Raw genomic sequence first — 25,853 nt, forward strand, 5'->3', positions numbered from 1 at the left:
AGGGTGGTCGCATGCCGGTTCCACGCGCCCGTAGCGAGCATGAGGCGCACCTGCACATGGATCTGCATCCGTGCGTGTGCGGTGAGTCGCGCTTCCCCCGCGAGCCCGAGAAGACGTTGCTGCCCGATGGCCTCGCCGAGGTGCGCTTCGCCGGTCCGTGCGACAACTGTGGCCGGCCCCGGGAGTTCGTCTACCGGATGTCCACCGAGCCGGAGATCGAGGAGCCGGGCTGGCCACGGTTCGGCGGTCCCGAGCCCTCGGAGCTGATCGACGCCGATCAGTGGGTTGCGGCAGCCGCCCGGTATGCGGCTCCGCCCGCCGACCCGATGCGCATGCGCACCGCGATGGCCTGCATCAACGAAGCGGAGAAACTCGGCGCCGAGGGACTGTCCCCGCTCTGGGAGAGCTACAACCGGTCCTCCGGAGTCTGGGAGCCGCGCCCGTGGCCGGGGCCGCCCAGCTACGAGAAGGATCCGGCCACCGGCTTTCCCACCGACACCGGCCGGACCGCGCTCAGCGGATACAACCGGCTGCCGTACCAGATCCGCGCCCGATTCCAGGACGACCCGGCCGAGCGGGACCGTCGGCTCGCCGCGGTGGCCGCGGTGCGGTCCGCCTGGTGTGTCCGGCAGGGCTACCCGGAGTGGGACGAGGACGCCGACGAGTACGACATGCCGGCCGATCGGTTGCCGCCGGCCGAGCCCGCCTGGGAACTGGTCCGGGCCGCGCGGGCGGCGGCCGGGCAGGACCCGGCGACCGGGGAGTTCGTGCGATGACCGTGCTGGTGGCGCAGACCTACGCCGAGGCGTACCTGTACCTCGACCTCACCCCGTGCGAGTGCGGGGAGACCGCCTTCACCCCGTCCGTCGTCGCCGAGGCGGACTGCGTGCGGTGGTTCGGCGTCTGCCCGCGCTGCGGCCGGGAGCGGTCGTTCCGATTCCGTTTCGGCGACCGCCCGGACAGCACCGGCTTCAGCCACCGCGAGGCTCCGTCCGAGCTGATCGACGCCGGGCAGTGGCTGTGGGTCGCCGAGCGATACCTGTCCGGGGTCCCGCAGAGCATTCCCGGGATCCGGGCGCTGCCGCGTGACCAGCAGAAGACCGTGCAGGCGCTGCTCGACGTGGCCGATGCGGCCCTGGACGAGGCGGCGAAGTTCTGGACCACCATGGAGGACGACGAGGACCTGCCCGAGTCGGCGCTGTGGACGGGGTGGAGCCGGCAGGCGCGGGCCGCGGCACCGGAGCGGTTCCGGCGTCGCTGGCTGAGCGACCAGCGGTCCCGCTGGGCGCTGCTGGACGGCGGGATTCCGCCGATGACCGACGAGGAGTTCGCCGGGGGGCCCGACTCCGACTACCTGAAGGTGGTCCGGCTCCGGGCCGAGGTGCGGGCCATGTGGGTGGCCCGGCACGGTCTGAGCGACCTCACCGACCGCCGGGCCACCCCGGCGCAACGCCTCGAGCTTCAGCGGGCCGAGCGGGCCGCCACCGGACTCGACGTGGCCACCGGATACTCGACGCATGCGACGCAGTCCGCGCTGGCCGCGTACGACTCGCTGGTCAGCACGATCCAGCGCGAGTTCGCGACCGATCCGGGGCAGCGGGACGGCCGGCTCGCCGAGGCGGCCGCGGTGCGCGCCGTGTGGCTCGCCGAGACGGGCCTCCCGGCGTGGTCACCGGACGACGACGTGTACGAGTTCCCGGCCGATCGGATGCCGCCGGCCGGCCAGGCGTGGGAGATGGTCCGCGCGGCCCGGGCGGCCGCCGGGGTGGATCCGGACCTCGGCGACATCCGGGAGTGGCGGCCGTGACCGGACGGATCGCCGGCGCCCGCTACGCTTTCCGGGCCGCGCACCCGGCCAGCCCGATGCTGCGGGTGCGCTACCGCCTCGGCGTCCCGGTGGACCCGTGGGGTTTCCCGGACTGGACGCCGTACGCCCGGCTGCTGGTCGCGTTGCCGCCGGCGATCCCCGACCTGACCGTCGACGAGGCGCGGGTGGTCGACGTGTGCACCGCGGGCCTGGCCGCCCGGGCCGCCGGTGACCCGCTCTGGGCCGGGGCCGCCGGCACGCCGGTCGGCTGGACCTGGGCGCACGTCGCGCAGACCCGGCACCTCGCGCTGGTACCGGCCGAGCTGCACGCCGGTTTCCGGCACCTGGGCGGGGTCAGTGTCGGCGGGCCGCGCGCCGCCGGTCGCGGCCTGACGGCGGGTGCCGGCGAGCCGCCGCGGATGCTGGTCGGCGAGCGGCTCACCGAGGCGGCGCTGGCGGTGGGCGAGGAGATCCTGAAGGTGGCGCTTCCGGCCCACTACCGGGACTTCCTGCTGCGGACGAACGGTGCCGCCCCCGCCGGGCCCAGCGTGTTCCCGGGCCACGGGTTCGTGCTGGACCAGCCGCTGTTCGGGTTCCGGGACGACCGGCTGCAGGACGTGGGGTATCTCAACGCCTGGTTCGCCGACCGGCTCACGCCGGACTGGCTGGGCATCGGGCACGTGCAGGGCGGCCTGCTGGCGATCCGGGTGCGGGGCGCGGACGTGGGCGCGGTCGGCTACCTGGACGACGACGACTGGCGGGACCGGGACCACTTCACCGCGGCCGACCGCTGCGAGCGGCTGATGCATCGTCTCGCCGGCGACTTCGGGGCGTTCTGGCTGGCGTTACGACCCGTACCGGCCGAGTTGTCGGATCTGGCGCGGGCCGCGGCCGCGAGTGCCGAGCTCGCCGCGCCGGACGGTCTGGGTGCTCTGCTCCCCGCGACGCATCGGTGGGTCGCGCCGTGACCGCCCCGGCCTGGGAGCCCGGCAACGGGGTCGAGGAGACCCTGCTGGGTGCCGCGATCCAGGACGACCGGCAGACGTTCTTCCAGGTGGTCGCGTCCTCCGACCTGTACCTGCCGCGGATGAGCGGGGACGGCCCGCAGCGCTTCCTCACCATCCACGCGCTCGGCCAGGTGATGCTGCCGGTGTTCACCTCGGTGCGGGCGCTCGCCGCGCAGGTCGGGCACGCCGTCGACGGCTACACGGTGACCAACTTCGCCGAGCTCAGCCGCAAGTGGCCGGACCCGGACTGGCGGCTCGCGATCAACCCGGGTACGCCGATCGACGCGTACCTCTCGATCGAGACCCTGATGCAGGCCGCGCTCGGCGACATCCGGGTGCCGACCCTGGGTGAGCTGGCCGAGTCGGCCGAGCGGGAGGCGATCGCCGACGCCGAGGCGCGGCACCGCCGTCGCGACCCGGCCGAGTATCCGGACGACGACCGGGCGGCGCTGCGGGCGGCGTTGGAGGTCGGCGACGTGTACGGCTACCTCGACCGGCTGCTCGACGCGAACGTGCTGATCCCGGTCAGCCGCCCGGCCGAGCCGGAGGAGATCCTGGGCGACGGGTTCCCCTGGCTGCCCGGCTACGACCAGATGATCGAGGTGTTCACCAGCCCGGAGGCATTCGACCGGCGGCACCCGCACGAGCCGCCGGAGCGTGTCGAGGTGTCGCTGGCGTTCGCCCTGGCGCTGTGGCCCGAGGGGCACGGGCTCTCGGTCGACCCGGAGAGCGACTCCGCGTTCCAGCTGCCCGAGGACCAGGTGCTGGCCCTGCTCGCCTTCACCCCGGAAGACTGACGAACGTCGTCGTGATGTCGGCCTCGGCCGGTGCCACCACCTGCACCGGCGTGCCGAAGTCGGCGAGTGTGAAGGTCGCCGTGACATCGCTCGGGACCAGGATGCCGCGCGACCCGTCACCGCGTATGTTGTCGAGCACCGCGGTCACCTGCAGACGGACCAGCCGGCCCTCGTCGTCCAGCCGGGCCCGCATCACCGGGCCGTCCGGGACCGCGTTGAAGTAGCTGTCCAGGTCGGAATGCAGCGGCGGCGGGCACCCGGCGGACGTCCCGTCGCAGCGGAACTCGTATTCGTGCGGCGCGACCTGCTCACCCGCCCCGGTCAGGAACGGCAGCCAGGTGGTGAGGTCGCTGATGTTGTTGCCCGGCGAGGACAGCCGGCCGAACCCGATTCTGTCCGGCGGGATCCAGGGCCGGGCGTCGGCCGTGGTCAGCGCCGGGGAGGAGTAGAAGTCCCGGCGCTGGAGATGCAGCCTTCGCAGCGGGATGCGGCGGCTTCCGGCCGTCGCGCGGGTGTACGCCGTGTCCCACACCGGGGTGTCGCCGAACCGCACCGTGCTGGTGCCGGCCCAGGATCCGCCCGGATTCATCGACGCCTCGAAGGTCACCTTCGCCGTGCCGGCCGCCCGCAGCCGCGCGCCGATCTGCGCGGCCTGCTCCCGGGCCGCGTCGGCGCGCTGTGGCAGCCGGACCAGCCGGCCACCGCTGAGCAGGTCGGCGACGACCACGGCGGTGAGCAACGCGGCGACGGCGTACGAAATGATCCGCTTCTTCATCGGGCTCCCGGGGGAGAAGGGCCGGGCATCACAGGGTAGCGCCGAACCGGGATCGACCGGCATATCATCGGCGGGTGCTACCGGTTGCCAGGACTCGCGACGAAGCCCACCTCTACATGGACCTGCACGGCTGTCCCGACTGCGGCAGCGTCGACGTCACCTGGGCCGAGGCGCTGGTCGACCGGTCCGGCGTGCTGGCCCGCCGGTATCACGGCCGGTGCGGGGGCTGCGGCCGCGACCGGGAGTTCGTCTTCGCTCTGCCGGACCGGCCGACACCGCCCCGGGCCGGGGAGTACGTGACGTTCGGCAGCGAGCCGTCCCAGCTGTTCGACGCCGGCGAGTGGGTGGACCTCGCCGACATGCTCAGCCTGGCCGCCGAGATCGACGACGACCCCGGCTCCCTGCTGATCGCGGTGGCCTGCCTCGACGAGGCCCTCCGGTTCCTGCCGGCGGACGCCGCCGAGGTGCCGGCCGAGGCGTTCTGGAGTGACGCCGGCCGGGCGGCGCGGGCCCGGTCGCCGGAACGCTTCCGCCGCGCCGACCTGCTCGCCCGCCGCGCCGCCCTGGCGGCCCGCTGATGGCCCTGCTGCGGGGGCTGCCGGCCGTGTTCCTCCTCCTGATCGCGGTCGTCGTCACCCCGGCCGCCGCGATGGCCGCGGACTGTGCCCGTCCGGCCCGGCTGACCGGTTCGACGGCCTGGCCGCGCACCATGCTGTCGATCGACTCGGCCACCTCGTTCAGCCGGGGCGGCGGAGTCGTGGTCGCGGTGCTCTCCACCGGGGTGCGGGCCGGCCAGCGGCAACTCGCCGGGCGCGTCCTGGCCGGCCGCGACGCGGTGCGCAACCAGGGCGCGGCGGACACCGACTGCACCGGGATCGGCACCCAGGTGGCCGGCGTGATCGCCGCCGACCGGGCGGACGGCAGCCCGGTGCTGGGACTGGCCGGCAAGGCGACCATCCTGCCGGTCCGGGTCACCGGCGACGACGGCACGGTGCAACCCGCCGCCCTGTCTCGTGGGATCAGCTTCGCGGTCCAGGCCGGCGCCGACGTGATCGTGGTCGCCGAGCCGGCCTATCAGGACAGTGCGGCGCTGCGCGACGCGGTGGCCGCGGCGGTGGCCGCGGACGTGCCGGTGATCGCGGCGGCCGGTGACCTCGGCGCGGCACAGGACGCGAACCCGACGCCGTTCCCGGCGACCTACCCCGGCGTGATCGGGGTCGGCGCGATCGATCAGAACGGCGCGATCTTCCCGAAATCCCAGCATGGACCGTACGTCGATCTGGTCGCCCCCGGGGTGGCGGTGCCCACGCTGCAGGGTGGTGACGGGGCGTCCGCCGGGTTGGTCGAGGCCGACGGGACGGCACTCGCGGCCGGCTACGTGGGCGCCACCGCGGCGCTGGTGCGCGCGCGTTTCGGGCGGCTGCCGGTGGCCGAGGTGACCCGGCAGCTGACCGCGTCGGCCAGCCCCACGGTGACCGGCGACGCGTTCGGGGCCGGCGTGGTGAACCCGTCCGCGGCCGTCACCGGACGGGTCAGCGACCGGCGGCCCCGTGCCCTGCCCGCCCTGAGCCCGGCGGCGGCCGGCCGCAGCGGGGTGGAGAACCGGCGGCGGGCGGCGGCCTTCACCGGGGCGACCATCGCCGGTGTCGCGGTCCTGGCGGTGCTGATGGTGACCGCGGCGATCCGGCGCAGCCGGCGGCAGCACTGGCGCCCGGCGCTCGCCCCGCCACCGCCGTCCTATGCCGAGCCGATCGAGCCGGGGCCACCGGTCATGCTGCTGGACCAGCCGGACCGCTGATCGGTGCCGCTTGTCCTTTCCGGTCGGTGGTCCCCGGATCGTCAGTCGGTGCCGGTGACCGGTTTCAGGGCGGCGACCGGGTCCAGCGTGACGCCGGCCGGGATGCTGGTGACCAGGGCGGTCGGCACCTCGGTGGCCGACGCGGCGGTGTAACCGAGCCGGGCCAGCGCGTCCGCGTCCGGCACCGCGTGCCGCACCCCCAGGTCGGTGATCACCTGGTAGCCGCCCGAACCGGGCACGTGCACCAGCGCGAAATGCCCGGCCGGGACGCCGACCTGGTCGGCCAGCGCCCGCCCGCCGGCCGCGCCGGTGGTCGGCACCGCCGCGGAGAGCCCGGCCGGTGAGCCGCCCACCACGATCGACGGCGCCTTGGCCGCGGACCGGGTGACCGCGCATGCGGTCGTGCCGGCCGCCACGGTGGCCAGTTTGGGCGGGTCGGCCGGGGGTTGCGCGTCGGCGTTGCCGGCCGGCTTGAGCTGCGGGGCGCCGGTGACCACGGTGACCGGCACATTCTTCGGCTCGGCCGGGAAAGCGGCGTTCAGCACCGCCTTCTGCAGGGCGGTGATCGGCAGCACGCCGTTGTCCAGCACCAGGTAGAACTGGGTGCCGTTGACGCCCACCTCGGTGGCGAGCACCTGACCGTTGTTCAGACCGGTCACCCGGCGCGACGGGACGCCCCGGTTCTGCACCGGGATCGCGGCGATGTCGGCGCCGGCCGGGAGAGAGTTCAGCCAGGCGGTGCTGACCCGCATCGGGTCGACCGCGCCGAACAGCGCCGGCAGGTTGGTCTGCGCGTCCTGGATCCGGTGCTTCCACCCGTGCGAGATCAGTTGGACGTTGCCCGCCCCATCGGTGACCAGCAGCCCCTTGTCGCCCAGGTCGGCGCCGGCCGGCCCGGCGGTGCCGACCAGCAGGGTGGCCGCCGGGTTCTCGCCCGGCACCAGGCACATCGCCCACGGCAGACCGGACTGCTGATCGGCGGCCGGCAGTGAGGCCGGCGCGCCCGGAATGCCGATGGTGACCCCGCGCGGCACCCCGGTCAGCGCCTTCGCGGCGACCCGGTAGACCTGCGGGTTCGGCTTGCCGGCGGCCAGCTTGGCGGAGGTGAAGTTGAGCGCCGGGTTGAGCCGGTCGTGCAGGAACACGAAGCTCGCGCCGGACTCCTTCTCGACCACCACCGAGCCCTCGGTGCGCCACTGGTCGCCGCCGACCTTGGTCAGGATGCCGTAGATGCCGAAACCGGCCGCGATCAGGACGGCGATCATCAGGCCGCCGAAGAGCGCGCCGATACCCCGCCGCAGCGGCGACTGGGCCGGATCGGTCTCCCGCATCACGAACGCGGAGATCACCCGCTGGTTCAGGAACTGGTACGACTGGAGCTGATCGCGACGCGAGGCCATCCGCGCCTCACCCGCCGATCGACGAGAGCAGGCCGCGGATGTCGTCGAAGACGCCCATCACCGCGCAGGCCAGCGGGATCAGCGCCATGATCGCGATCACGTCGAGCAGGTCGGCGGCCCGGCCCAGATAGGGCGACGGCTGCCGCTGGCTGTAGACCACCGCGGCCGGCAGCGCCACCGCGCCGGCCAGCACCGCGCCGGCCAGCACCAGCAGGCCCGGGACCGCGCCGGTGACCACCGCGCCGACGCCCAGCACGGCCAGTCCGGCCACCCCGGCCACCAGCAGCGGGCCGCGCTGCCGCGGCGTCGCCAGCAGCCGGGACCGCAGCAGCAGCGCGGTGACCGCGGCCACGATCAGCAGCACCGCCGGTGTGCCCGGGTGCGACCAGGCCAGGTAGACGATCGCCACGATGCTGCTGAACGCGGTCGCCAGCAGGAAACCGGTGAGCACCTCGTCGGCCCGGACCACCGCGGCGAACACGTCCGCCCGGCGCGGCATCGGCTTGTCCTTGAGGATCTCCTCGGCCCGGCTGGGCAGCTCCGGGAACGGCAGCCGGCCGATCCAGCTGGCCAGCACCGGATAGCCGGGGAGCAGGCCGATCGCGGCGGTCAGCGCCACCGCGGCGGCACCGGCCGCGGACACCCCGGCCAGGGTGAGCAGCGCGGCCAGCAGACCGGTCAGGGCGACCGCGATGCCGCCCACGAACAGCCGCGGCAACCCGGCCACCCCGGTGTGCCCCAGCACGCTGAGCACCAGCAGCACCGCCGAGCCGAGCAGCAGGGCCGGCGCGCCGACGCCGAGGAAGCGGGCGCCCGAGTCGGCGATCAGCCAGGCCCCGCCGAGGAACGCGTAGGGCAGGCCGCTCGCGGCGACCACGGCGCCCGCGCCCGCGTCGGCGAACGCCCGGGACAGCAGGATGCCGACCACGGCCAGCGCGACCGCCACGACCAGCGCGACGATCGCCGCGGTCGGCCGGGCCGGGCCGCCGGCGGCCAGCCCGAACAGGCCGATCAGCAGGGCGGCCGCGAAGACCGCCAGACCGGCCCGGCGGGTCGCGGCGGCACCCCAGGACCGCCCGGCCCGGCGCGCCCCGCTGGCGATCACCTCGACCACGTCGTCGTAGGCCAGCTCGGGCCAGTCCTCCCGGGCCGGTTTCAGATGCAGCAGCTCGCCGTCGCGCACGCCCTGGGCGGCCAGGTTGCGCTGCGGCTCCAGCGCGGCGCCGGTGGCGCGGCGCAGCACCCAGCCGCCGTGCCGCTCGGCCGGCTCGCCCAACGCGCCCTCGGCGTGCCGCAGCAGGTGCGGTAGCAGCTCTCCCACCAGCATGTTGTCGGGCAGAGCGACATCCATCCGCCGGGTCGGCGCGGCGATCGTCACCCGGGCCAGACTCGGCCCACCCGGTGCGGTCACGCGGTCACCTCCAGCTGTGCCTTCTGTGCCACCAAACTAGCAGGCCGGGCCGGGCCGGATTCGCCCCGGCGAATGGCTGCGGGGCCGGGGTCGCCGGCCCCGGGAGCTAGGATGAGCGGCGACACCGACCCGTGCAGGGGAGATTCGCCGTACTCGGGGAGAGCCAAGCGTGACCGTCACCATCGTCAAGCGCCCCCCGCGCCGGCCCGCGCCGGTGATGCCCTCCGGCGAGGTGCTGCTCGACCCACCGCCGGAGATTCCGCCGCCCGGCGGCAAGGGCTGGACGAGGATGCTGATGGTCCTGCCGATGGGCGCCGGCGCGGCCGGGATGGGGCTGATGATGAGCGCCCAGCGGGGCGGCCCGCTGACCTACGTCGCCGGCGCGATGTACGGAGTGTCCATCCTCGGCATGATCGCGATGATGGCCACCAACACCTCCGGCCCCGGCAAGCGCGAGATGATCGAGTCTCGCCGGCAGTATCTGCGGCACCTCTCCCAGTTGCGCGCCCAGCTGCGCGCCACGATCCGCCAGCAGCGCGAGGCGTATTACTACCGCAATCCCGACCCGGCCACGCTGTGGACGTTCGCGGACAGCGGCCGGCTCTGGGAGCGGCGGCGCAACGACGCCGACTTCACCGTGGTGCGGATCGCGGTCGGCGCCCAGGAGGTGGCGACCCGCCTGGTTCCGCCGCAGACCCGGCCGGTCGACGAACTGGAGCCGCTGTGCGCCATGGCGCTGCGGAAATTCGTCAACACGTACTCCGTCGTCCCGGACCTTCCGGTCTCCGTCGCCCTGCGCGACTTCTCCCACATCTACCTGCGCGGCGCCGAGGAGGCGGTGCTCGGCTTCTGCCGGGCGCTGACCGCCCAGCTGGTCACCTTCCACGCCCCCGACGACCTGCGCATCGGCGTCTGCGTGCCGGACCACCAGCGGCCCCGTTGGGAGTGGGTGAAATGGCTGCCGCACGGCCAGCACCCGGACAAGATCGACGCGGCCGGCTCGGTCCGGCTGGTCTCGCCCAGCGTGCCGGCGCTCGAAGCCTCGCTCGACGACGTGCTGGCCAGCCGGTCCCGGTTCGAGCTGACCGGCCCGCCGCCGCCCGGCCCGCACGTCGTCGTGATCATCGACGGTGGCTCGACGGCCGGCTCCGACCACCTGATGACCGAGGGCGGCGTGGCCGGCGTCACCATCCTCGACCTGTCCGGGCCGCCGCCCCGGCTGCTCGACGACAGCTCGGTGATCCTGGAGATCGCCGCGGACGGCACCATCACCGGCGTCACCATGGACGGCTCGACCCAGGTGGGCCGGGCCGACACGCTCGGGCTCCCCGAGATCGAGGTGCTGGCCCGCGAGCTGGCCCCGCTGCGACTGTCCGCCGCCGCCTCCGGTGACCAGCCGGCCATCTCCCAGGACATGGGGCTGGCCGAGTTGCTCGAGGTCGACGACCCGTATCAACTCGAGCTGGCCGACCTCTGGGCCAACCGGCCCAACCGGGACCGGCTGCGGGTGCCGATCGGCATCGGCCTGGACGGCCGGCCGATCGAGATCGACCTCAAGGAGTCCGCCCAGGACGGCATGGGCCCGCACGGCCTGCTGATCGGCGCCACCGGCTCGGGCAAGTCGGAGCTGCTGCGCACCCTGGTGGTGGCGCTGGCGCTGACCCACGACCCGGAGATCCTCAACTTCGTGCTGGTCGACTACAAGGGCGGCGCGACCTTCGCCTCGCTCGACCGGCTCCCGCACACCGCCGCGATGATCACGAACCTGAAGGACGAGCAGCCCCTGGTCGACCGGATGCTCGGCGCCATCCAGGGTGAGCTGACCCGCCGGCAGGAGCTGCTGCGCAAGACCGGCAACTACGCCTCGCAGCGCGACTACGAGCGGGCCCGGGCGGCCGGCGTGCCGCTGGCGCCGCTGCCCAGTCTGGTGCTGATCGTCGACGAGTTCTCCGAGCTGCTCGCCGACCGGCCCGACTTTATCGACATGTTCGTCCAGATCGGACGCGTCGGCCGGTCGCTCGGCATCCACCTGCTGCTCGCCTCGCAGCGGCTGGACGAGGGCCGGTTGCGCGGCCTGGAGACCCACCTGTCGTACCGGATCGGTCTGCGCACCTTCTCCTCCATGGAGAGCCGCGCCGTCCTCGGTGTGCCGGACGCCTACGAGCTGCCGTCCCACCCGGGCCACGGCTATCTGCGGGCCGGCACCGACGGCCTGATCCGGCTCAAGGCGGCCTACGTGTCCGGGGCGGTCCGCCGCGAGGGCGCCGTCGCCGCCGGCGGCACCCGGGCCGGCAGCCCGATCCGCGAGTTCACCACCTACTACGCGATGCCCCTGCAGGAGGAGCAGCCCCGCGCCGCCGAGCCGGCCGGCCAGGAGGTCGAGGAGAAGGTTCAGGGTGACACCCTGATGGACGTGCTGGCCCGGCAGATGGAGGGGCGCGGCACCCCGGCGCACGAGGTGTGGCTGCCCCCGCTGGACAAGGCGCCCACCCTCGGCCAGATGCTGCCGCCGGTGATCTCGATGCCGGACCGCGGCCTGCAGGTCGACGCGGCCGAGCGGTTCGGCGCGCTGCACGCCCTCACCGGCATCATCGACAAGCCGTTCGACCAGCGCCGGGATCCGATGTGGCTGGACCTGTCCGGCGCGGCCGGCAACCTGCTCGTCGTCGGCGGCGCACAATCCGGCAAATCCAATTTCCTGCGTACGCTGATCACCAGCCTGTCGCTCACCCACACCCCCCGTGAGGTGCAGTTCTACTGCCTCGACTTCGGTGGTGGCCCGCTCACCGCGCTCGCTGACCTGCCGCACGTCGGCGGGGTCGCCGGCCGCCGTGACTCGGACCGGGTCCGGCGCACCATCGCCGAGGTGCACCTGCTGATGCGCGGCCGGGAGGACTTCTTCGCCCAGCGCAACGTCGAGGGCATGGCGGCGTACCGGCGGGTCAAAGCCCAGGGCCGGTACGCGGAGGACCCGTTCGGCGACGTCTTCCTGGTCATCGACGGCTGGTCCACGCTGCGCACCGAATTCGAGGACCTCGAGCCCACCGTCAACGAGCTGGCCAACCGGGGCCTCGGCTTCGGCATCCACGTGATCGGCGCGACCAGCCGCTGGATGGACGTGCGCCCGCAGATCCGCGACGTCTTCGGCACCCGCATCGAACTGCGGCTCGGCGAGCCCGGCGACTCGCTGATCAACCGCCGGGAGGCGGTCAACGTCCCGGACAAGTCACCCGGCCACGGCCTCACCCCGGACGGGCACCACTTCCTCGCCGCCCTGCCCCGCATCGACCGCGAGCAGCGCGCCGACGACCTCGCCGAGGCCGTCGCCGAGATGGTCAAGCACGCCACCGAGCACTGGTCCGGCCCACCCGCGCCGCGGGTCCGGCTGCTGCCGGCCGAGCTTGCGTTCGAGGCGCTGCCCGCGGCCCGCGGCCCGGTCGTCCCGATCGGCATCGCCGAATCCGACCTGGAACCCGTCTGGCTCGACTTCGACGCCGAACCGCACGCCCTGCTCTTCGGCGACATCGAGAGCGGCAAGAGCTCGTTCCTGCGCAGCCTCGCCAAGTCGATCGTGGCCGGCAACAGCCCGTCCGAGGCCCGCATCCTCACCGTCGACCTGCGCCGCAGCCTGCTCGGCATCATCCCGGCCGAGAACACCATCGGCTACGGCACCTCCCACCAGGTCACCGCCGACCTGATCAACCAGGTGGTGGTCGCCATGCGGGAACGCCTCCCCGGCCCGGACGTCACCCCCGAGATGCTCGCCAACCGCAGCTGGTGGAAGGGCCCCCAGCTGTACGTTCTGGTCGACGACTACGACCTGGTCGCCGCCGCCGCACAGAATCCATTGCTGCCGCTGCTGGAATTCCTCCCGCAGGCCCGCGACATCGGCCTGCACCTGGTCATCACCCGCCGCATCGGCGGCGCCGCCCGCGCCATGTTCGACCCGGTGATCGGCCGCATCCGCGAACTCGCCTCCCCCGGCATCATGATGTCCGGCCCGCGCGACGAGGGCCCGCTCTTCGGCACGATCAAACCTCAGTTCCTGCCCCCGGGCCGGGCCTGGATGATCACCCGCAAGCACGGCGCCCGGCTGGTCCAGCTCGCCTGGACGCCGCCGGCCCACTGACCCGTTGCCCGTCGGCCCGGACGCCCGGCGCCCTACCGTCCCGGTAGCCGCGGGGCCGCCCGGGTCGCTCACGGGGTGATGAGGTTCGTCTCGGGACCGGGTGGTCGATCGTCCGCAGTGGACGGGTGGCCTACGCCGTCACCGGCGTCGCGTCATCCGGAGGTGTCCGGATCGCATCCGCATGGCCGGGATATGCGGCGCGGAGGTCGCCGTCGAACAGGCGCCGGCAGAACTCGTTCATCCGGGCGGCGGCGGGGGCGTGTCTGGCGATGATCTCCGCTACGGGCGCCGGCACCTCGGGTGGAATGTCGCCGGTTGCGCACCGGCGTACCAGGCGGTTGCGGGCGACCGGACCGCCGCCGGCCGGCACCGAGCACGTCGCGGTGATCAGCCAGTTCACCAGCCGCATGGAAGCGTAGTCGGCGTCGTGACCGGCATTGTCGGCCGCGAAGTCGCGCTCGGTGCCCGACAGGTCGAAGCGCGGTGAGGTGGCGAGCCCGAAGTCGACGAGGTAGAGCCGGTCCTCGTCGGCTCGGATGTTGCCGAAGTGTCCGTCCAGGTGCAGCACCTCGTGGCTACGCAGGAACGCCACCATCTCGAACAGTTGCCGTTCCACCGTCGCGGCTCTCCCCACCGGGTCGCTCAGCCAGCCGGGCAGTGCGTCGGGGAGATGCTCGAGAAACAGCACGAGGCTCGCGGTGGCGCTCGCCAGCGCCTCAAACCGTGCGCGAACGGCCCGGTGGCCACCGAACTGGGCGACGACGGCATCGACGTCGAGGTGCTCCGCCGCGGTCGGCGGGCGGCCGGGCAGCACCCGCCAGTGGTGCAGCAGTGCGAACGACGGCGTTTCGCCCGCGAGAACCCCCTCGGTGACGATCTGGTTAGCGGCCAGCTCCCGCCACGCTCCGAAACCCGGACCGGCCAGGCGGTACATGCCGTACTGCCACCGGGCCGGCAGGTCGAACAGGTTTGCCGTGCTGTAGGGATGAGCCAGCTCCCGATGGGTGATCGGGATCCGCTTCACGAAGACGGGCACGCCGTCGACGTGGATGCTCGAAGCGTCGCCACCCACGCCCACGCCCATGGGCGATGCGGTCTGCAGCCACGCCGCCAGTTCACCGTCGGAGCGGCCGGCCAGTGCGGCCGCGACGCGGTGATGGCGGGAACGCCGCTCATGGAGCACCTCGGCATCATGCCACCGGCCATTCGCCGGCGCCCACCCTCAGGCCGTGATCCCGTGATCCCGTGATCCCGTGATCCCGTGGGCCGGCTGCCCGGATCGCGATGCCGGTCCGTGGGTGCGGGATGAGGCGTCTGGTGCGGCCGGTGGAGGCCGTCACCTCGGCCGGGGCCGAGCGGCTCAGGTCAGCGGCGGGGGAGGCCGACGAACTGTTGTTCGGTCGGGGTCTGGGACAGGAACAGGTAGCGGTCGGTGCCCGCACCGATCAGGGCCAGCATGTCGTCGGCCATGAACTGGAGGAACTGGCTGCTGTGCGGGCGCAACTTCAGGGCTGAGGCGGCCATGGCGGCCTCGTCACCGCCCAGGCGCTGCAGGAGGGTGAGCTGGGCATCCTGGAGGGCGGCCAGGCCGGGGCGGTCCAGCTGGCGCAGGATGGTCAGCTGGGTGCGCCACGGGCCCAACGGTGGGGTGGTGGCCGGGCCGGACATGCCCAGGTCGTAGACGGCCAGCGTGGGCATCTGGGCGCTGCCGGCCAGGGCGACGCCCTGGTCGCTGCTGTGGACGGTGAGCCGGTTGTACTGACCGGTGGCGCGTTCGCCGAAGCCGGCCCAGGCGCGGGGCTCGGTGGTGACGACGACGACCCGGGCGCCCAGGGCGAAGGCTCGGAAGATCAGGAGCTGGGCGGCCCAGACGCCGCCGACCAGGGCGATGCGGACCGGTTCGGGGGCGAACAGGTGCAGGGGGACCGGGGCGTGCTGCCGGTCGCGGCCGAGCACCAGGCCGGCGCCCGCGGACGGGGCCACGGTGACCCGGCGCAGCGTCTTACGGGAGATCGCGTGCCAGCCGATGTGCAGCGGTGACGTCTTCCCGGAGGGGCCGGTACGGGCGTCGTCGTCCTCGTCCGGGGAATCGTCCGGCGGAGAGTCGTTCTCCCACGTCTGCGCCGCCTGCGCCGCGGCCGGCAGCCGGCCCTGTGGGCCGGCCAGGGGCGCCGACGTCAGCTGCGGCGCGGCGAGCCGCCGCCCGCTCGCATCACCCGCACCCTGCTGCAGGCCCTGCGACCCGGACGTTCCCTGCAGCCCGGATGTCGGAAACGCCTGCCCCGGCGCGAACAGTCCCTGTGCCGGCACGGCTTGACCCGGTGCGAGTGGTGCCGGCGCGGGCTGGCCGGGTGCGAGTGATGCCGGCGCGGGCTGGCCGGGTGCGAGTGGTGCCGGCGCGGGCTGGCCGGGTGCGAGTGATGCCGGCGCGGGCTGGCCGGGTGCGAGTGGTGCCGGCGCGGGCTGGCCGGGTGCGAGTGGTGCCGGCGCCGCTTGGCCGGGTGCGAGGGGTGCCGGCGCCGCCTGGCCGGGCGCGAACTGCCCGGACGGGGCTGCTGCCCCCGCCGGATGCGGACCGAAGCCGGGCTGCGCCCCGCCCGGCGAATACGACCCCGGAGAGTAGGGACCCTGCTGATACTGGCCCTGCCCCGGACCCGTCGGCGCCTGCGGGAGGTGCGCCGGCGGTGGCGGCAGCTGACCCTGCGGCGGACGCACCTGCGCACGGGCCACCGAACCCGGCGGGAAGATCGCGGGTGGCGGTGGCAACTGCTGCTCACGCCCCGCGGCGTCCGGCGCATCGGCGTCGGCGGCGGGCTGGTCCGGAGTCTGTGGGGGATAGGGACGCCAGGAGCCGTCCCGGTTCGGGTCGGTCATCCCGCTCCGCCTCCCGTCGGGGCCGTGGCGTAGGCGGCCGGGCCGTGCTCGCCGTCCAGGGGTTGCAGCTCGGCGCCGACGCGTTTGACGCCCTCCAGCAGGACGCGGTCGAGGGCGCCGAGGTCGGCGTCGGGCCGGGTGGCCAGCCGGATGAAGGCGCGGACGGCGACGTCCTCACCGTCGGCCGCGGCGTTCAGCACCAGGGCGACGCTGGTCTGCGCGGCCGGGGCGGTGGCCGCCCAGGCGAACAGGGAGCCGATCTCGCCGGCCGAGGTGGGCCAGGTCTTCACCCAGTACGTCCGGTGGATCAGGCGGGCCGAGCTCCAGTGTGTCCAGTCCTCGTCGACCTGTGCGCCCTCGGCCAGCGAACCGGCCTCGACGTCGCACGAGCGGGCCAGCGCGGCCAGCAGCTCGTCGGCGTCGAGCACCCGGCAGGCGATCCCGATCCGGCGCAGGCTGGTGGCCACCTTGCGGCCGAGGCCGGCGACCAGGGCGGCGGCGGTCTCCAGATCGGCGGTGTGGTCGTGCAGCGCCTCGGCCAGCACCCGGGCGTCGACCCGGACGCTGATCGTGGACTCCCGGTGAGCCGGGACCGGCTCCGGACTGAGCGACTCGACGAGCTGGCGATACGACGAGACGGCCGGCGAGGACGCGTGCACGTCGGGGCTGGGCGCCGGCACGGTGTGCGTGACCAGCTCCAGCACCACGCCCGGCTGCTCGGTCGCGGCGAGGACGCTGACCAGCGCGTCCAGCGGGATCGGCGCGGCGTCGTGGTGGACCGGCGCGGCCGGGGTGAGAGCCACCACGCTGAACCAGCCGGCCTCGTCCTTGGCCACCCCGGCGCGGGCGCCGTCCTGCGCGGTCATGTCCCGCACGGCGAGGCCGGGGGCGATGGTGCGCAGCGCGGCCAGCACCGGCCCGGCCCCGGTCTCCGGAGCGGCGGCCCGCCGGCGGGCGTGGTGGCGGGCGATCTGCCGGTGCTCCAGCCACCAGCGGCCCTGCTGCCGGGCGAAGAAGACGATGATCAGGATCAGCCCGGCGACGCCGGTGACCAGCGCCGGGATCGGCCCCTGCAGGGCCGCCGCGATGGTGGCCAGCACGGCCACCTCGGCGACCACGATCTGGGTGAGGCTCAGCGGCCCGACCTGCCCGCGGCGCGGGATGGCCCGCACCCCGGCGTCGGCGGCGTCGGACGCGGCCGACGGGGCGGGCGGCGCCGGGCGGTGCGCCGCGCCGGTCGGCGGCCCGGACGGGACCCCCGAGGTGGGCCCCGGGACGCTGCCGCGCGCCTGGGTGCCGGCCCGGCGCAGCGGGGTGGCCGCGGCGGTGGCGTGGGCCTGCGGGGGCGCGGTCACCGCGGGCGGCGGCGCCGCGGCGCCCGGCGTGGGCGGCGGAGCGCTCGCGGGCGGCGGCGGCAGAGCGGCGCCATACGCCTGCCCGGAGTAGCCGTCACCTGGATTCACCGCACACCTCCCCGCCGTCCCCGTAGCGAGCCCATTCTATGTGCCACCCCCGACAGGAAGCGGCCCGGCGAGTCCTCAGCGGATCGCCGTCAGCAGATCGTCGAGCACCAGCGTGGTCAGGTCGTCCCGGCTGGGCATCCGGCCCAGCGACCGCAGCCGGCCGGACTGCGCCTTGCGCATCCCCTCCAGCAGCTTGCGGGCCTCGCGGGCGTTACCGAAGTTCCGGTCCCGCTCGATCTGTGAGAAGTGCTCGTGCAGCGCCTCGCTGAGCCCGGGCGCGAACGTGTAGTCGTCGTTCTGCGCGATCCGGGTGGCGATCATCACCAGCTCGTCCGGCCCGTAGTTCTCGAACTCCAGCGTCTTGGCGAAGCGGGACGCCAGACCGGAGTTCGCGTCCAGGAAATCGAGCATCTCCCGGGTGTACCCGGCGACGATCACGGCCACCTGGTCACGGTGGTCCTCCATCAGCTTGACCAGGGTGTCGATCGCCTCCTGGCCGAAGTCGGCGCTGGCCCCGCCGGCCCGGGACAGGGTGTACGCCTCGTCGATGAACAGCACGCCGCCCATCGCCTCCTCGAACACCGAGGTGGTCTTCTCCGCGGTGTGCCCGATGTACTGCCCGACCAGGTCGCGCCGGGACACCTCGCGGAACCGCCCGTTGGGCAGCACACCGAGCGCCTTGAGCAACTGACCGTAGATGCGGGCCACCGTCGTCTTGCCGGTGCCCGGGGCGCCGGTGAAGATCAGGTGGTGGCTGGCCGCGCCGACCGACAGCCCGGCGCTGCGCCGCCACTCGTTCACCTGGATCTCGTCGATCAGGGCGCGGACCTCGTTCTTCACCCCGGCCAGGCCGATCATCGCGTCGAGCTCGCCGAGCAGCCGGTCGACCTCGGCGGCGTCCTGCCCGGCGCCGGCCTCGGTGATCCCGGCCCGCGGCGCCGGACCGCCCTCGGAGAGGGTGACGGTGGCCTGGGCGCGCGGGTCGACCGCGACCTTCGGCTCGGCGGTGCCCTCGACCCGGCACTGCTCGACCACCGCGGAGCAGCCGGCGCCGACCACGATCCCGGAGCCGGCGGTCTGGTGCACCCAGGTCTCCCGGATCGCCGGGGCGCTGCTGTTGGCGATCACGATGCCGGCGTCGCCGGTGCCGGAGATGTCACAGCGCTCGATCACCGGACGGCCGGACTGATAGACGTACACCCCGCGATAGCCGCACTCGGCGACCGTGGTGTTGCGGATCACCGGGTCGGCGCCCAGCCGCACGATGATGCCGTCGTCGTTGACCCCGCGGACCTCGCAGGACTCGACCGTGCCGCCGGCGTCCGAGAAGACCAGCCCGTTCTGGCCCTTCAGTACGCGGACCTCACTGGCCTCCACCGTGGCCATGTCGGTGGCCTGCAGGCCGGCGGCATAACCCGAACGGAGGCGACATTTCCGGACGACGACCCGCGCGGCCGTGACGGCGATCGCCGGATAGTCCCCCGAGGTCAGGTCCAGCCCCTCGACGGTCACCTCGCCACTGAGCACGGCCAGGGCCGGCCCCTCCAGCGCGGCGGCGTCGACGACGACCGTGCCCTCCTCGCCGGAGCCGCGCAGGGTGAGCCGCCGCCCGGTCAGCTCGATCCGCTCCCGGTACGTCCCGGGACCGATGGTGATCACCGCGCCGTCCGGTGCCACCTCGAGCGCGTCACGGATCGTCGGATAGGTGCCGGGGACCGCGAGGGTGCTGGCCACGAGGTGCTCCTTTTACTGCGTGTACGTGCGGTCGCGGATGTTGTCGGCCACTCTCTTCACGTCCTTCTTGGCGGCGGGCGGCGCGGTCATCCGCAGCACGACCTCGCGGTTCAGCACGTCCTCCGGGGTGGTGCGCCAGAACCCGACGTAGACCAGCCCGTACTGCGGCTTGCCGTCGATGGTGTCGGTCTCCGCCCAGGAGCGCAGCGAGGTGCCGCTGGTCCACCGTAGACCCCAGGCCTCCTCGCGCTGCCGCAGGGCTTGACGCGCCTTGTCGTCACAGACCGCCGCGCAGGTGCGCACGTAGAGATCGCCGCCGGCGGTCAGGGTCGGCCCCTGGAACGCGCCGCACCGGTAGTGCACCGCGGCCGCGGCCTTCTCGGCGAGCTCGCAGGTCCAGCCGTCGGGCACCTTGAAATCGAAGCCGACACCGTCGAGATCGGTCACCCGCTTGACCGTGGCCTTGCTGCCGAAGGTCGGCCAGCTTTTCGGCCACTCGCCGTCCGGCTCCGGGGTCAGCCCCGGCGCGACCGGCGGCGTGGCGGGCAGCAGCAGCTGAGCGTCGGTGTAGGTGACCGGCGCGTCGCTCGCCGCCGGTCGCGGCTTGCCATCGCGCTGCAGGGAGACCACGGCGGCGCCGGCGGCGCCGCCGAGAAGCAGGCACACCAGGCCGACGATCAGCAACAGGAGGCGGTCGGGGCGCGGCGGGCGACCGATTTGCTGGTACGCCTGGCCGCTCCCGGACACCGGCACCGCGGAGATCGGGTGACTGAAGGCGGGCAGTCCGGACGTCGGATGGCCGGAGACCGGGTGGCTGGAGACGGGCTGAGCCGAGACCGGGTGGCCGGACACGGGGTGGTCGGACACCGGATGCGCCGAGACCGGCTGGGCGGAAACGGGCTGCGCGGACACCGGCTGGGTGGCGACCGGGAACGCCGGGATGGGACGCTCCGGCCCGGGCTGGGCGGACATCGGCTGGGCCGGACCGGGCGTGGCCGGCCACGGCTGCGCCGACATGGGCTGTGCCGACATGGGCTGCGCCGACACCGGTTGGGCGGCGAACGGCTGCGCCGACACGGGGTGGCCGGCGGCGGCCGGGAATGGACTCGGCACCGGCGGGAAGGGCGCCGTCGGCGGATCCTGCTCACGACGTACCGAATCGGAATGCTGCTCGACCACCGCGTCGCCGGAGGCCGGCGGCGGCGTCTCCACCGGCGGCCCGGCGGTGACCGGACGCAGCTTCTGGCCCAGCACCGTGAAGATCTCCGCCGCGTCGCCCTGGCCCTCGCCCTCCGGGCAGGCGACCCAGGGCCGCTCGCCGAGATGGTCGGAGCCGTCGATCGGCAGCCGATCGGTGTCGGACTGGCCCAGCGCCTCGGAAGCCGCGGCGAAAGCGCCGCGCCAGCGGTCGTCGGCCGACGCGAGCTCATTGAGCTGGGCGACCGTCACCGGCCGCCCCTGCGCGTCGACGCCCGACCAGACGTCACCGACCTCGCAGCTCGACAGCTGGCGCTGCAGGCGGTAAGGCCCAGCGGTAGGCATCTCGTCTCCGTTTTCAGTTCGCGTCCCGGTGACGGGGGTGGACCACCGGGTGGATCGCGAGCTTAGCGTGGACGCTGCTGCCGGAACGCGCCCTTGCTCGGCCGCATGTTCTTCGGGATCGCGCCCTTGGGCATCTGCGGCCGGGCCATCAGCGCGGACAGGCGGGTGTCCAGCGCGTTCACGTCCTTGCCGGTCAGGTTGCGGGGCAGCTTCAGCATCGTGGTGCGCAGCTTGCGGACCGGGAGCTGGCCCTCCTCGGAGCCGATCACGTAGTCGTAGAGCGGTGCGTTGCCGATCACCTTCGACAGGCGCTTCTTCTCCTGGCCGAGCAGGGCCTTGACCCGCTGCGGGTGGCCCTCGGCGAGCAGGATCACACCGGGCCGGCCGATCACCACGTGGACCATGTCGAACTGGGTGGTCGAGCTGGCCGCCGGACGGACCCGCCAGTCGCCGCGCATGTTCTCCATCAGCGAGGCGGCCGCGCCGGGCTGGCCCTCGGCCACGTTCATCATCGCGGTGTTCGAGCGCAGGTTCAGCACGATCAGCACGGCCAGCACGGTGACCAGGATGCCGACCGGGATGAACAGCACACCCCAGCCCAGGAGCACGGCGACCACGGTGAGCGCGATCGGGATCAGCACCGCCGCGAGGACGAGCGGGACGAACCACTTGTCCTGTTTCGCGGTGAAACTGAACACCTGGCCGATCTGCTTCAGGCGCTCGACGAAGGACACCTTCTCCTGGGGTTTTGCCATAGCCGGAAAGTGTAGTCAGCCTCAGGTACCTTACGGCGTCCCGGGCACCCCGGGCGTGCCCGGTAAGGCAGTGCGCGGCCCGGAAGTGCGGCGGCGTCCCCATGCCCGGCCGCCGCCTTCGCGCGAAGAGTCGACGTCAGCAAGGACGACGACTCGACGCGAGGAGCGCACCGCCATGTATCCCGAGATCAATCTGAGTCTGGCCCGGCAGCGCGGCGAGCAGCTGCGGCAGGAGGCCGAGGCGTACCGGCGGGCCCGCGAGGCGGCCGGTGGGCGGCCGCGACGCCGGCGCAGCGTGCGGTGGCCGGTGCCGCGGCCCCGTCCGGCGTGACCGGCCGGCTGGCCGACGCCGCGGCCCTGTCCGGCACGATCGGCCGGCTGGCCGATGCCGCGGCCCCGTCCCGCACGATCGGTCCGGATTTTCTGTCGGATCCGCGTGGCATGCTCGACCCCATGATGACGGCGAGCGAGATCCTGGTCGGCCGGGATGCCGATCTGGCCGCGCTGCGCGACACGTTCCGGCGGGTCCGCGGCGGCGAGCCGGCCGCCGTGCTGCTCGGCGGCGAGGCCGGGGTCGGCAAGACCCGGCTGGTCGAGGAGTTCACCCGGAGCCTGGCCGGCGAGCCGGTCCGGGTGCTCACCGGCCAGTGCCTGGAGCTCGGCGAGGAGGGGCTGCCCTTCGCGCCGTTCGCGGCCGCCCTGCGCGAGCTGGTCCGCGACGAGGGGGTGGCGGTCCTGGAGGGGCGCGAGTCCGGCCTCGCCCGGCTGCTGCCCGAGCTCGGCCCCGCGCCGGAGTTCGGTGACACCCATCGCGGGCTGCTCTTCGAGCTCGTCGCGGCGCTGTTCGCCCGGCTCGCCGTGGAGCGCCCGCTGCTGCTGGTGCTGGAGGATCTGCACTGGGCCGACCGCTCCACCCGGGACCTGATCGCCTTCCTGGTCCGTTCCGCCCGCGCGCCCCGGATGCTGCTGCTGGCCACCTACCGCACCGACGAGCTGCACCGCGGCCACCCGCTGCGCCCGTTCGTCGCCGAGCTGGAGCGGGTCCGCGGCGTGCAACGCCTGGAGATCCACCGGCTCGACCGGGACGGCACCGCGGAGCTGCTCACCCACCTGCTCGGCGGCGAGCCGCGGCCGCAGACCGTCGACGCCGTCGACCGGCGCGCCCAGGGCGTGCCGTTCTTCATCGAGCAGCTCGCCGCCACCGCCGACCCGGCCTGCGCCGACATCCCGGAAACCCTTCGTGACCTGCTGCTCTCCCGGGTCGACCAGCTGACCGAGGCGGCCCAGCGGATGCTGCGCGTCGCCGCGGTCGGCGGCACCCGGCTCGGCCACGAGCTGATCACCCGGGTCGCCGGCGTCGACGAGGTCACCCTCGACTCGGCACTGCGGGTCGTGGTCGCCGCCCGATTGATCGTCTTCGACCCGGAGCGGGGCTATGAGTTCCGCCACGCCCTGGTCCGCGAGGCGGTCCACGACGACCTGCTGCCCGGCGAGCACCTCCGCCTGCACGCCCGTTACGCCGAGGCGATCGAGGCCGACCCGCACCTCGTCCCGCCGGGCCGGGCCCCCGCCGAAACCGCCCACCACTGGCACGCGGCCGGAAACCACCCGCGGGCCCTGGTCAGCGCGAAACTCGCGGCCGACGAGGCCGGGCGGCAGTTCGCGTACGCGGAGCAGGCCCGCCTGCTCGACCGGGTGCTGGAGTTGTGGGAGCAGGTGCCCGCGGCCGGCTCGTTGCTCGGTGTCTGCCACCTCGACCTGCTGGAGGAGACCGCGCTGGTCGCGATCGACTCCGGGGAGCTGACCCGGGCGCTGAAACTGACCCAGGCGGCGCTCGCCGAGCTGGACTCCGAGGCCGAGCCGCTGCGTGCCGCCCGGCTGCTGGTCTGCCGGGCCCGGCTGCTGCGCAACATGGGCAAGAGCGATGGGTTCGCCGAGACCAAGGAGGCGTATCGGCTGCTCACCGCCGTGCCGGTCACGTCGGCGGCGCCTGCCGTGGCGTCAGCTCCTGCCGCACCGGCGGTGTCCGGTGCGTCTGCGGGGTCTTCCGCGGTCGTCTCCGCTTCCGCTGCACCCTCCGCCTCGGCTCCGACTTCCGTTTCCGATTCGACTTCCGTTTCCGATGCGGCTTCCGCTTCGCTGTCGGCCTCCGATTCGGCCTCGGCTTCGGCGTTTGCCGAGCCGGGGCGGGCGGAGCTGCTCGGCGAGGTGGCCTATCTGTTCGCCGGGATGGACGGCGACGAGGTGTCCCGGATCTGGGATCAGGTCCGGGCGTCGGTCGACGAGCTCGGCGACACCACCGCCCAGGTGTATGCGGAGATCACCAAGGGCCAGGTCTGCGCCGGCCGGGTGACGGCGCAGGAGGGTCTGCCCACACTGCTCGGCGCCCTCGCCCAGGCCCGCCGGCTCGACGACGAGCAGGCGCTGTGTCACGGCCTGGTCAACGTTTCCGACGCGCTGTTCGAGCTGGGCCGCTACCAGGAGTCCGCCGCCGCCGCGGCCGAGGGCGTTCCGCACGCCGCACGGTACGGTGTGGCCCGCACCACCGGGGTCCACCTGCTCGCCAACCACGCCGAGGCGCTGCTCGCCCTGGGCCGCTGGGACGAGGCCGACGCCCGCCTGGCCGAGGCCGCCCGCCAGGACCCACCCGGCCTGATGGCCCTGCCCTGGCTCCGCCTGCGCGCCCGTCTCCGCCTGGCCCGCGGCCACGCCGGCGCCGGCCCCCTGCTCAGCCGCGCCATCGGCATGCTCGGCAAGCCCTACGTGCCGGCCGAGAAGAAACTCTGGATGCACGAGCTGCGCGTCCTCGCCGCCCTCCACGAACGGGACGTGCCGGCAGCGGTGGCGGTGGCCCGGGTCGCCCTGCAGGACCCGGCACTGCTCGACCGCCCGCGCTACACCTGGCAGCTGCTGGCCACCGCGGCCCGAGCGGTCTCCGCAGCCCGCGATGCCACCCCGGCCCACGACCCTGCCCCGGCCCGCGATCCTGCCTCCGCCCGGGATTCTGTCTCGGCCCCGGATTCTTCCTCGGCCCGGGATTCCGCTCGGGTCCGCAAATCTGCCCTGGCCCGAGATCCTGCCGTGGCCCGAGATCCTGCCCTGGCCCGAGACTCCGCCCTGGCCCGCGACTCTTCTCAGGACCGCGACATCACTTCTGCCGGTGCCGCCTCCTCACCCGTCGCGGGGCGCTCCGCGCCCTCTCCGCGTGCCGCTGTCTCATCGGCGGCCTCGCTGGCGGCGGCTCTGCGGGATGCGCCTTCTTGGGAACCGGGATCGCGGGATGCGGCCAGTTTGCGGATGCCGATCCGGGATGCGACCTCGTCATGGGCGTTGTCACAGGACGCGGTTCCGATAGAGGCCGTATCGCCGGATGTGGCCTCGTTCGGGGCGGTGTCGGGGGATGCGGTTTCGTTCGGGGCGGCGTCGGGGGATGCGGTTTCGTTCGGGGCGGCATCGCGGGAGGTGGCTTCGGCCCGGGCGGTGTCGCGAAGTGTGGCTTCTTCAGGGGACGGGGTGCGAAACGGGGCTTCCACGGCGGGGGCTCCAGGGGACGATCTTTCGGTGGAGGCGGCGCGGCTGGCTGCTCGAATCTGGTGGGCGGCGGAGCAGTTGCCGCGGCACTATCCCGCCGAGTTGGCCGGGGCGGCCCAGGTGGCGGCGGAGCTGGACGGGGGCGCTGAGCGGTGGGGCGCGGCAGTCGCGGCCTGGCGTGCTGACGGGCAGCCCTACGAACTGGCGTGTGCGCTGCTGCGGGCCGCGGAGGCGAACGCCGCCGACCGGACCGCGGCGGCTACAGCACTCGCCGAGGTCACCGCGATCGCCGACGGCCTGCGGGTGACGCCGCTGGTCGAGGCCGCGGAGACGCTGGCCCGGCGGCTCGGGGTCCGCCCGGCGGCGACAGCCGCCGGAACGCTCGAGGAGGTGCTCACCGCCCGCGAGCGGGAAGTGCTCCGGCTGGTCGCCGAGGGGCAGAGCAACGGCCAGATCGCCCAGCGCCTGTTCATCTCGCCGAAGACGGCGAGCGTCCACGTCTCCCGGATCATCGCGAAACTCGCGGTGACCAACCGCATCGAGGCCGCCGCCGTCGCCCACCGCCTCAACCTGTTGGCCGACTGATCGCCGTGCCGCCGCCCCTCTGGCGGACGTAAGGCCGGTCGCGTGCCGGTCGTCACCGCCGGCCTTTGGCATGCCATGCCCTGGCGGCTACCAAGGCGCTGCCGTTTGCAGCGCTGCCGCCTGCCGTGTTGCTGCCTGTCGTCGGTCGCGCTGCGGTCGGTCGGGTTGCGGTCGGTCGCGTTGCGGTCGGTCGGGTTGCGGTCGGTCGCGTTGCGGTCAGTTGTGCTGCGGTCGGTCGCGTTGCG

At 73.9% G+C, this 25,853-nt stretch carries 18 protein-coding genes; 9 read left to right on the plus strand and 9 right to left on the minus strand.

Annotated features, from left to right (window positions below; translation table 11 throughout):
* Positions 1-11 precede the first annotated feature (11 nt).
* Genes ACSP50_RS07545 through ACSP50_RS07560 form a run of 4 tightly spaced genes read left to right on the plus strand, consistent with a single transcriptional unit; the run spans position 12 to position 3,611 of the window.
* Complete coding sequence (locus ACSP50_RS07545) at positions 12-776, plus strand: hypothetical protein (RefSeq protein ID WP_014688561.1); 765 nt, start codon at positions 12-14, stop codon at positions 774-776.
* On the plus strand, positions 773-1,807 hold the full coding sequence (locus tag ACSP50_RS07550) for a hypothetical protein (protein WP_014688562.1): 1,035 nt from the start codon (positions 773-775) through the stop codon (positions 1,805-1,807). The genes ACSP50_RS07545 and ACSP50_RS07550 overlap by 4 nt, the downstream gene beginning before the upstream one ends.
* Positions 1,804-2,775, plus strand: coding sequence for an SMI1/KNR4 family protein (locus tag ACSP50_RS07555; RefSeq protein ID WP_014688563.1), 972 nt, complete (start codon positions 1,804-1,806; stop codon positions 2,773-2,775). Before ACSP50_RS07550 ends, ACSP50_RS07555 begins: the two co-directional genes overlap by 4 nt.
* A complete protein-coding gene (locus tag ACSP50_RS07560; protein WP_014688564.1) occupies positions 2,772-3,611 on the plus strand; it encodes an SseB family protein in 840 nt (279 codons plus the stop codon). The genes ACSP50_RS07555 and ACSP50_RS07560 overlap by 4 nt, the downstream gene beginning before the upstream one ends.
* Here the strand turns inward: ACSP50_RS07560 and ACSP50_RS07565 are convergent.
* On the minus strand, positions 3,595-4,386 hold the full coding sequence (locus ACSP50_RS07565) for a hypothetical protein (RefSeq protein ID WP_014688565.1): 792 nt from the start codon (positions 4,384-4,386) through the stop codon (positions 3,595-3,597). The two genes, ACSP50_RS07560 and ACSP50_RS07565, sit on opposite strands and share 17 nt — an antisense overlap.
* Before the next feature lie 74 nt (positions 4,387-4,460).
* On the opposite strand from ACSP50_RS07565, the gene ACSP50_RS07570 reads away from it, so the two are divergent.
* Positions 4,461-4,964, plus strand: a complete 504-nt coding sequence (locus ACSP50_RS07570) for a hypothetical protein (protein ID WP_043511004.1) — start codon at positions 4,461-4,463, stop codon at positions 4,962-4,964.
* Complete coding sequence (locus ACSP50_RS07575) at positions 4,964-6,184, plus strand: S8 family serine peptidase (RefSeq protein WP_014688567.1); 1,221 nt, start codon at positions 4,964-4,966, stop codon at positions 6,182-6,184. Before ACSP50_RS07570 ends, ACSP50_RS07575 begins: the two co-directional genes overlap by 1 nt.
* Positions 6,185-6,225: 41 nt before the next feature.
* Here the strand turns inward: ACSP50_RS07575 and eccB are convergent, their stop codons facing one another.
* On the minus strand, positions 6,226-7,584 hold the full coding sequence (gene eccB, locus ACSP50_RS07580; protein ID WP_014688568.1) for a type VII secretion protein EccB: 1,359 nt from the start codon (positions 7,582-7,584) through the stop codon (positions 6,226-6,228).
* Between the two features lie 7 nt (positions 7,585-7,591).
* Positions 7,592-8,995 carry a type VII secretion integral membrane protein EccD gene (gene eccD / locus ACSP50_RS07585; protein WP_014688569.1) on the minus strand — a complete coding sequence of 468 codons (1,404 nt, stop codon included), beginning with the start codon at positions 8,993-8,995 and terminating at the stop codon, positions 7,592-7,594.
* A 169-nt stretch (positions 8,996-9,164) separates the two neighbouring features.
* Here eccD and ACSP50_RS07590 point away from each other — a divergent pair, with 169 nt between their 5' ends.
* The gene (locus ACSP50_RS07590) at positions 9,165-13,124 is read left to right on the plus strand and encodes a type VII secretion protein EccC (protein ID WP_014688570.1); all 3,960 of its coding nucleotides are present in this window, start codon (positions 9,165-9,167) and stop codon (positions 13,122-13,124) included.
* Between the two features lie 130 nt (positions 13,125-13,254).
* On the opposite strand, the gene ACSP50_RS07595 is transcribed toward ACSP50_RS07590, so the two are convergent.
* The 6 genes from ACSP50_RS07595 to ACSP50_RS07620 all read right to left on the minus strand — a co-directional run bounded on the left by ACSP50_RS07595 (position 13,255) and on the right by ACSP50_RS07620 (position 21,492).
* Positions 13,255-14,307 (minus strand): serine/threonine protein phosphatase, encoded by a 1,053-nt coding sequence (locus ACSP50_RS07595; RefSeq protein WP_043511008.1) that lies wholly within the window; start codon positions 14,305-14,307, stop codon positions 13,255-13,257.
* 182 nt (positions 14,308-14,489) lie between these two features.
* Complete coding sequence (locus ACSP50_RS07600; RefSeq protein WP_014688572.1) at positions 14,490-15,434, minus strand: hypothetical protein; 945 nt, start codon at positions 15,432-15,434, stop codon at positions 14,490-14,492.
* A 560-nt stretch (positions 15,435-15,994) separates the two neighbouring features.
* Complete coding sequence (locus ACSP50_RS07605; protein WP_080127751.1) at positions 15,995-17,461, minus strand: type VII secretion protein EccE; 1,467 nt, start codon at positions 17,459-17,461, stop codon at positions 15,995-15,997.
* A 75-nt stretch (positions 17,462-17,536) separates the two neighbouring features.
* Positions 17,537-19,195: a right-handed parallel beta-helix repeat-containing protein gene (locus ACSP50_RS07610; protein WP_014688574.1), complete on the minus strand. Its 1,659-nt coding sequence runs from the start codon at positions 19,193-19,195 to the stop codon at positions 17,537-17,539.
* Between the two features lie 12 nt (positions 19,196-19,207).
* On the minus strand, positions 19,208-20,737 hold the full coding sequence (locus ACSP50_RS07615; protein WP_014688575.1) for a translation initiation factor IF-2: 1,530 nt from the start codon (positions 20,735-20,737) through the stop codon (positions 19,208-19,210).
* A gap of 62 nt (positions 20,738-20,799) precedes the next feature.
* Positions 20,800-21,492 (minus strand): DUF4191 domain-containing protein, encoded by a 693-nt coding sequence (locus ACSP50_RS07620; RefSeq protein ID WP_014688576.1) that lies wholly within the window; start codon positions 21,490-21,492, stop codon positions 20,800-20,802.
* Between the two features lie 175 nt (positions 21,493-21,667).
* Between ACSP50_RS07620 and ACSP50_RS41640 the strand changes: the two genes are divergently transcribed.
* The gene (locus ACSP50_RS41640) at positions 21,668-21,823 is read left to right on the plus strand and encodes a hypothetical protein (protein ID WP_014688577.1); all 156 of its coding nucleotides are present in this window, start codon (positions 21,668-21,670) and stop codon (positions 21,821-21,823) included.
* Positions 21,793-25,608, plus strand: a complete 3,816-nt coding sequence (locus ACSP50_RS07625) for an AAA family ATPase (RefSeq protein ID WP_052311529.1) — start codon at positions 21,793-21,795, stop codon at positions 25,606-25,608. Before ACSP50_RS41640 ends, ACSP50_RS07625 begins: the two co-directional genes overlap by 31 nt.
* The last annotated feature ends 245 nt before the right edge of the window (positions 25,609-25,853 follow it).

The organism is Actinoplanes sp. SE50/110, assembly GCF_900119315.1.
Lineage (GTDB): Bacteria > Actinomycetota > Actinomycetes > Mycobacteriales > Micromonosporaceae > Actinoplanes.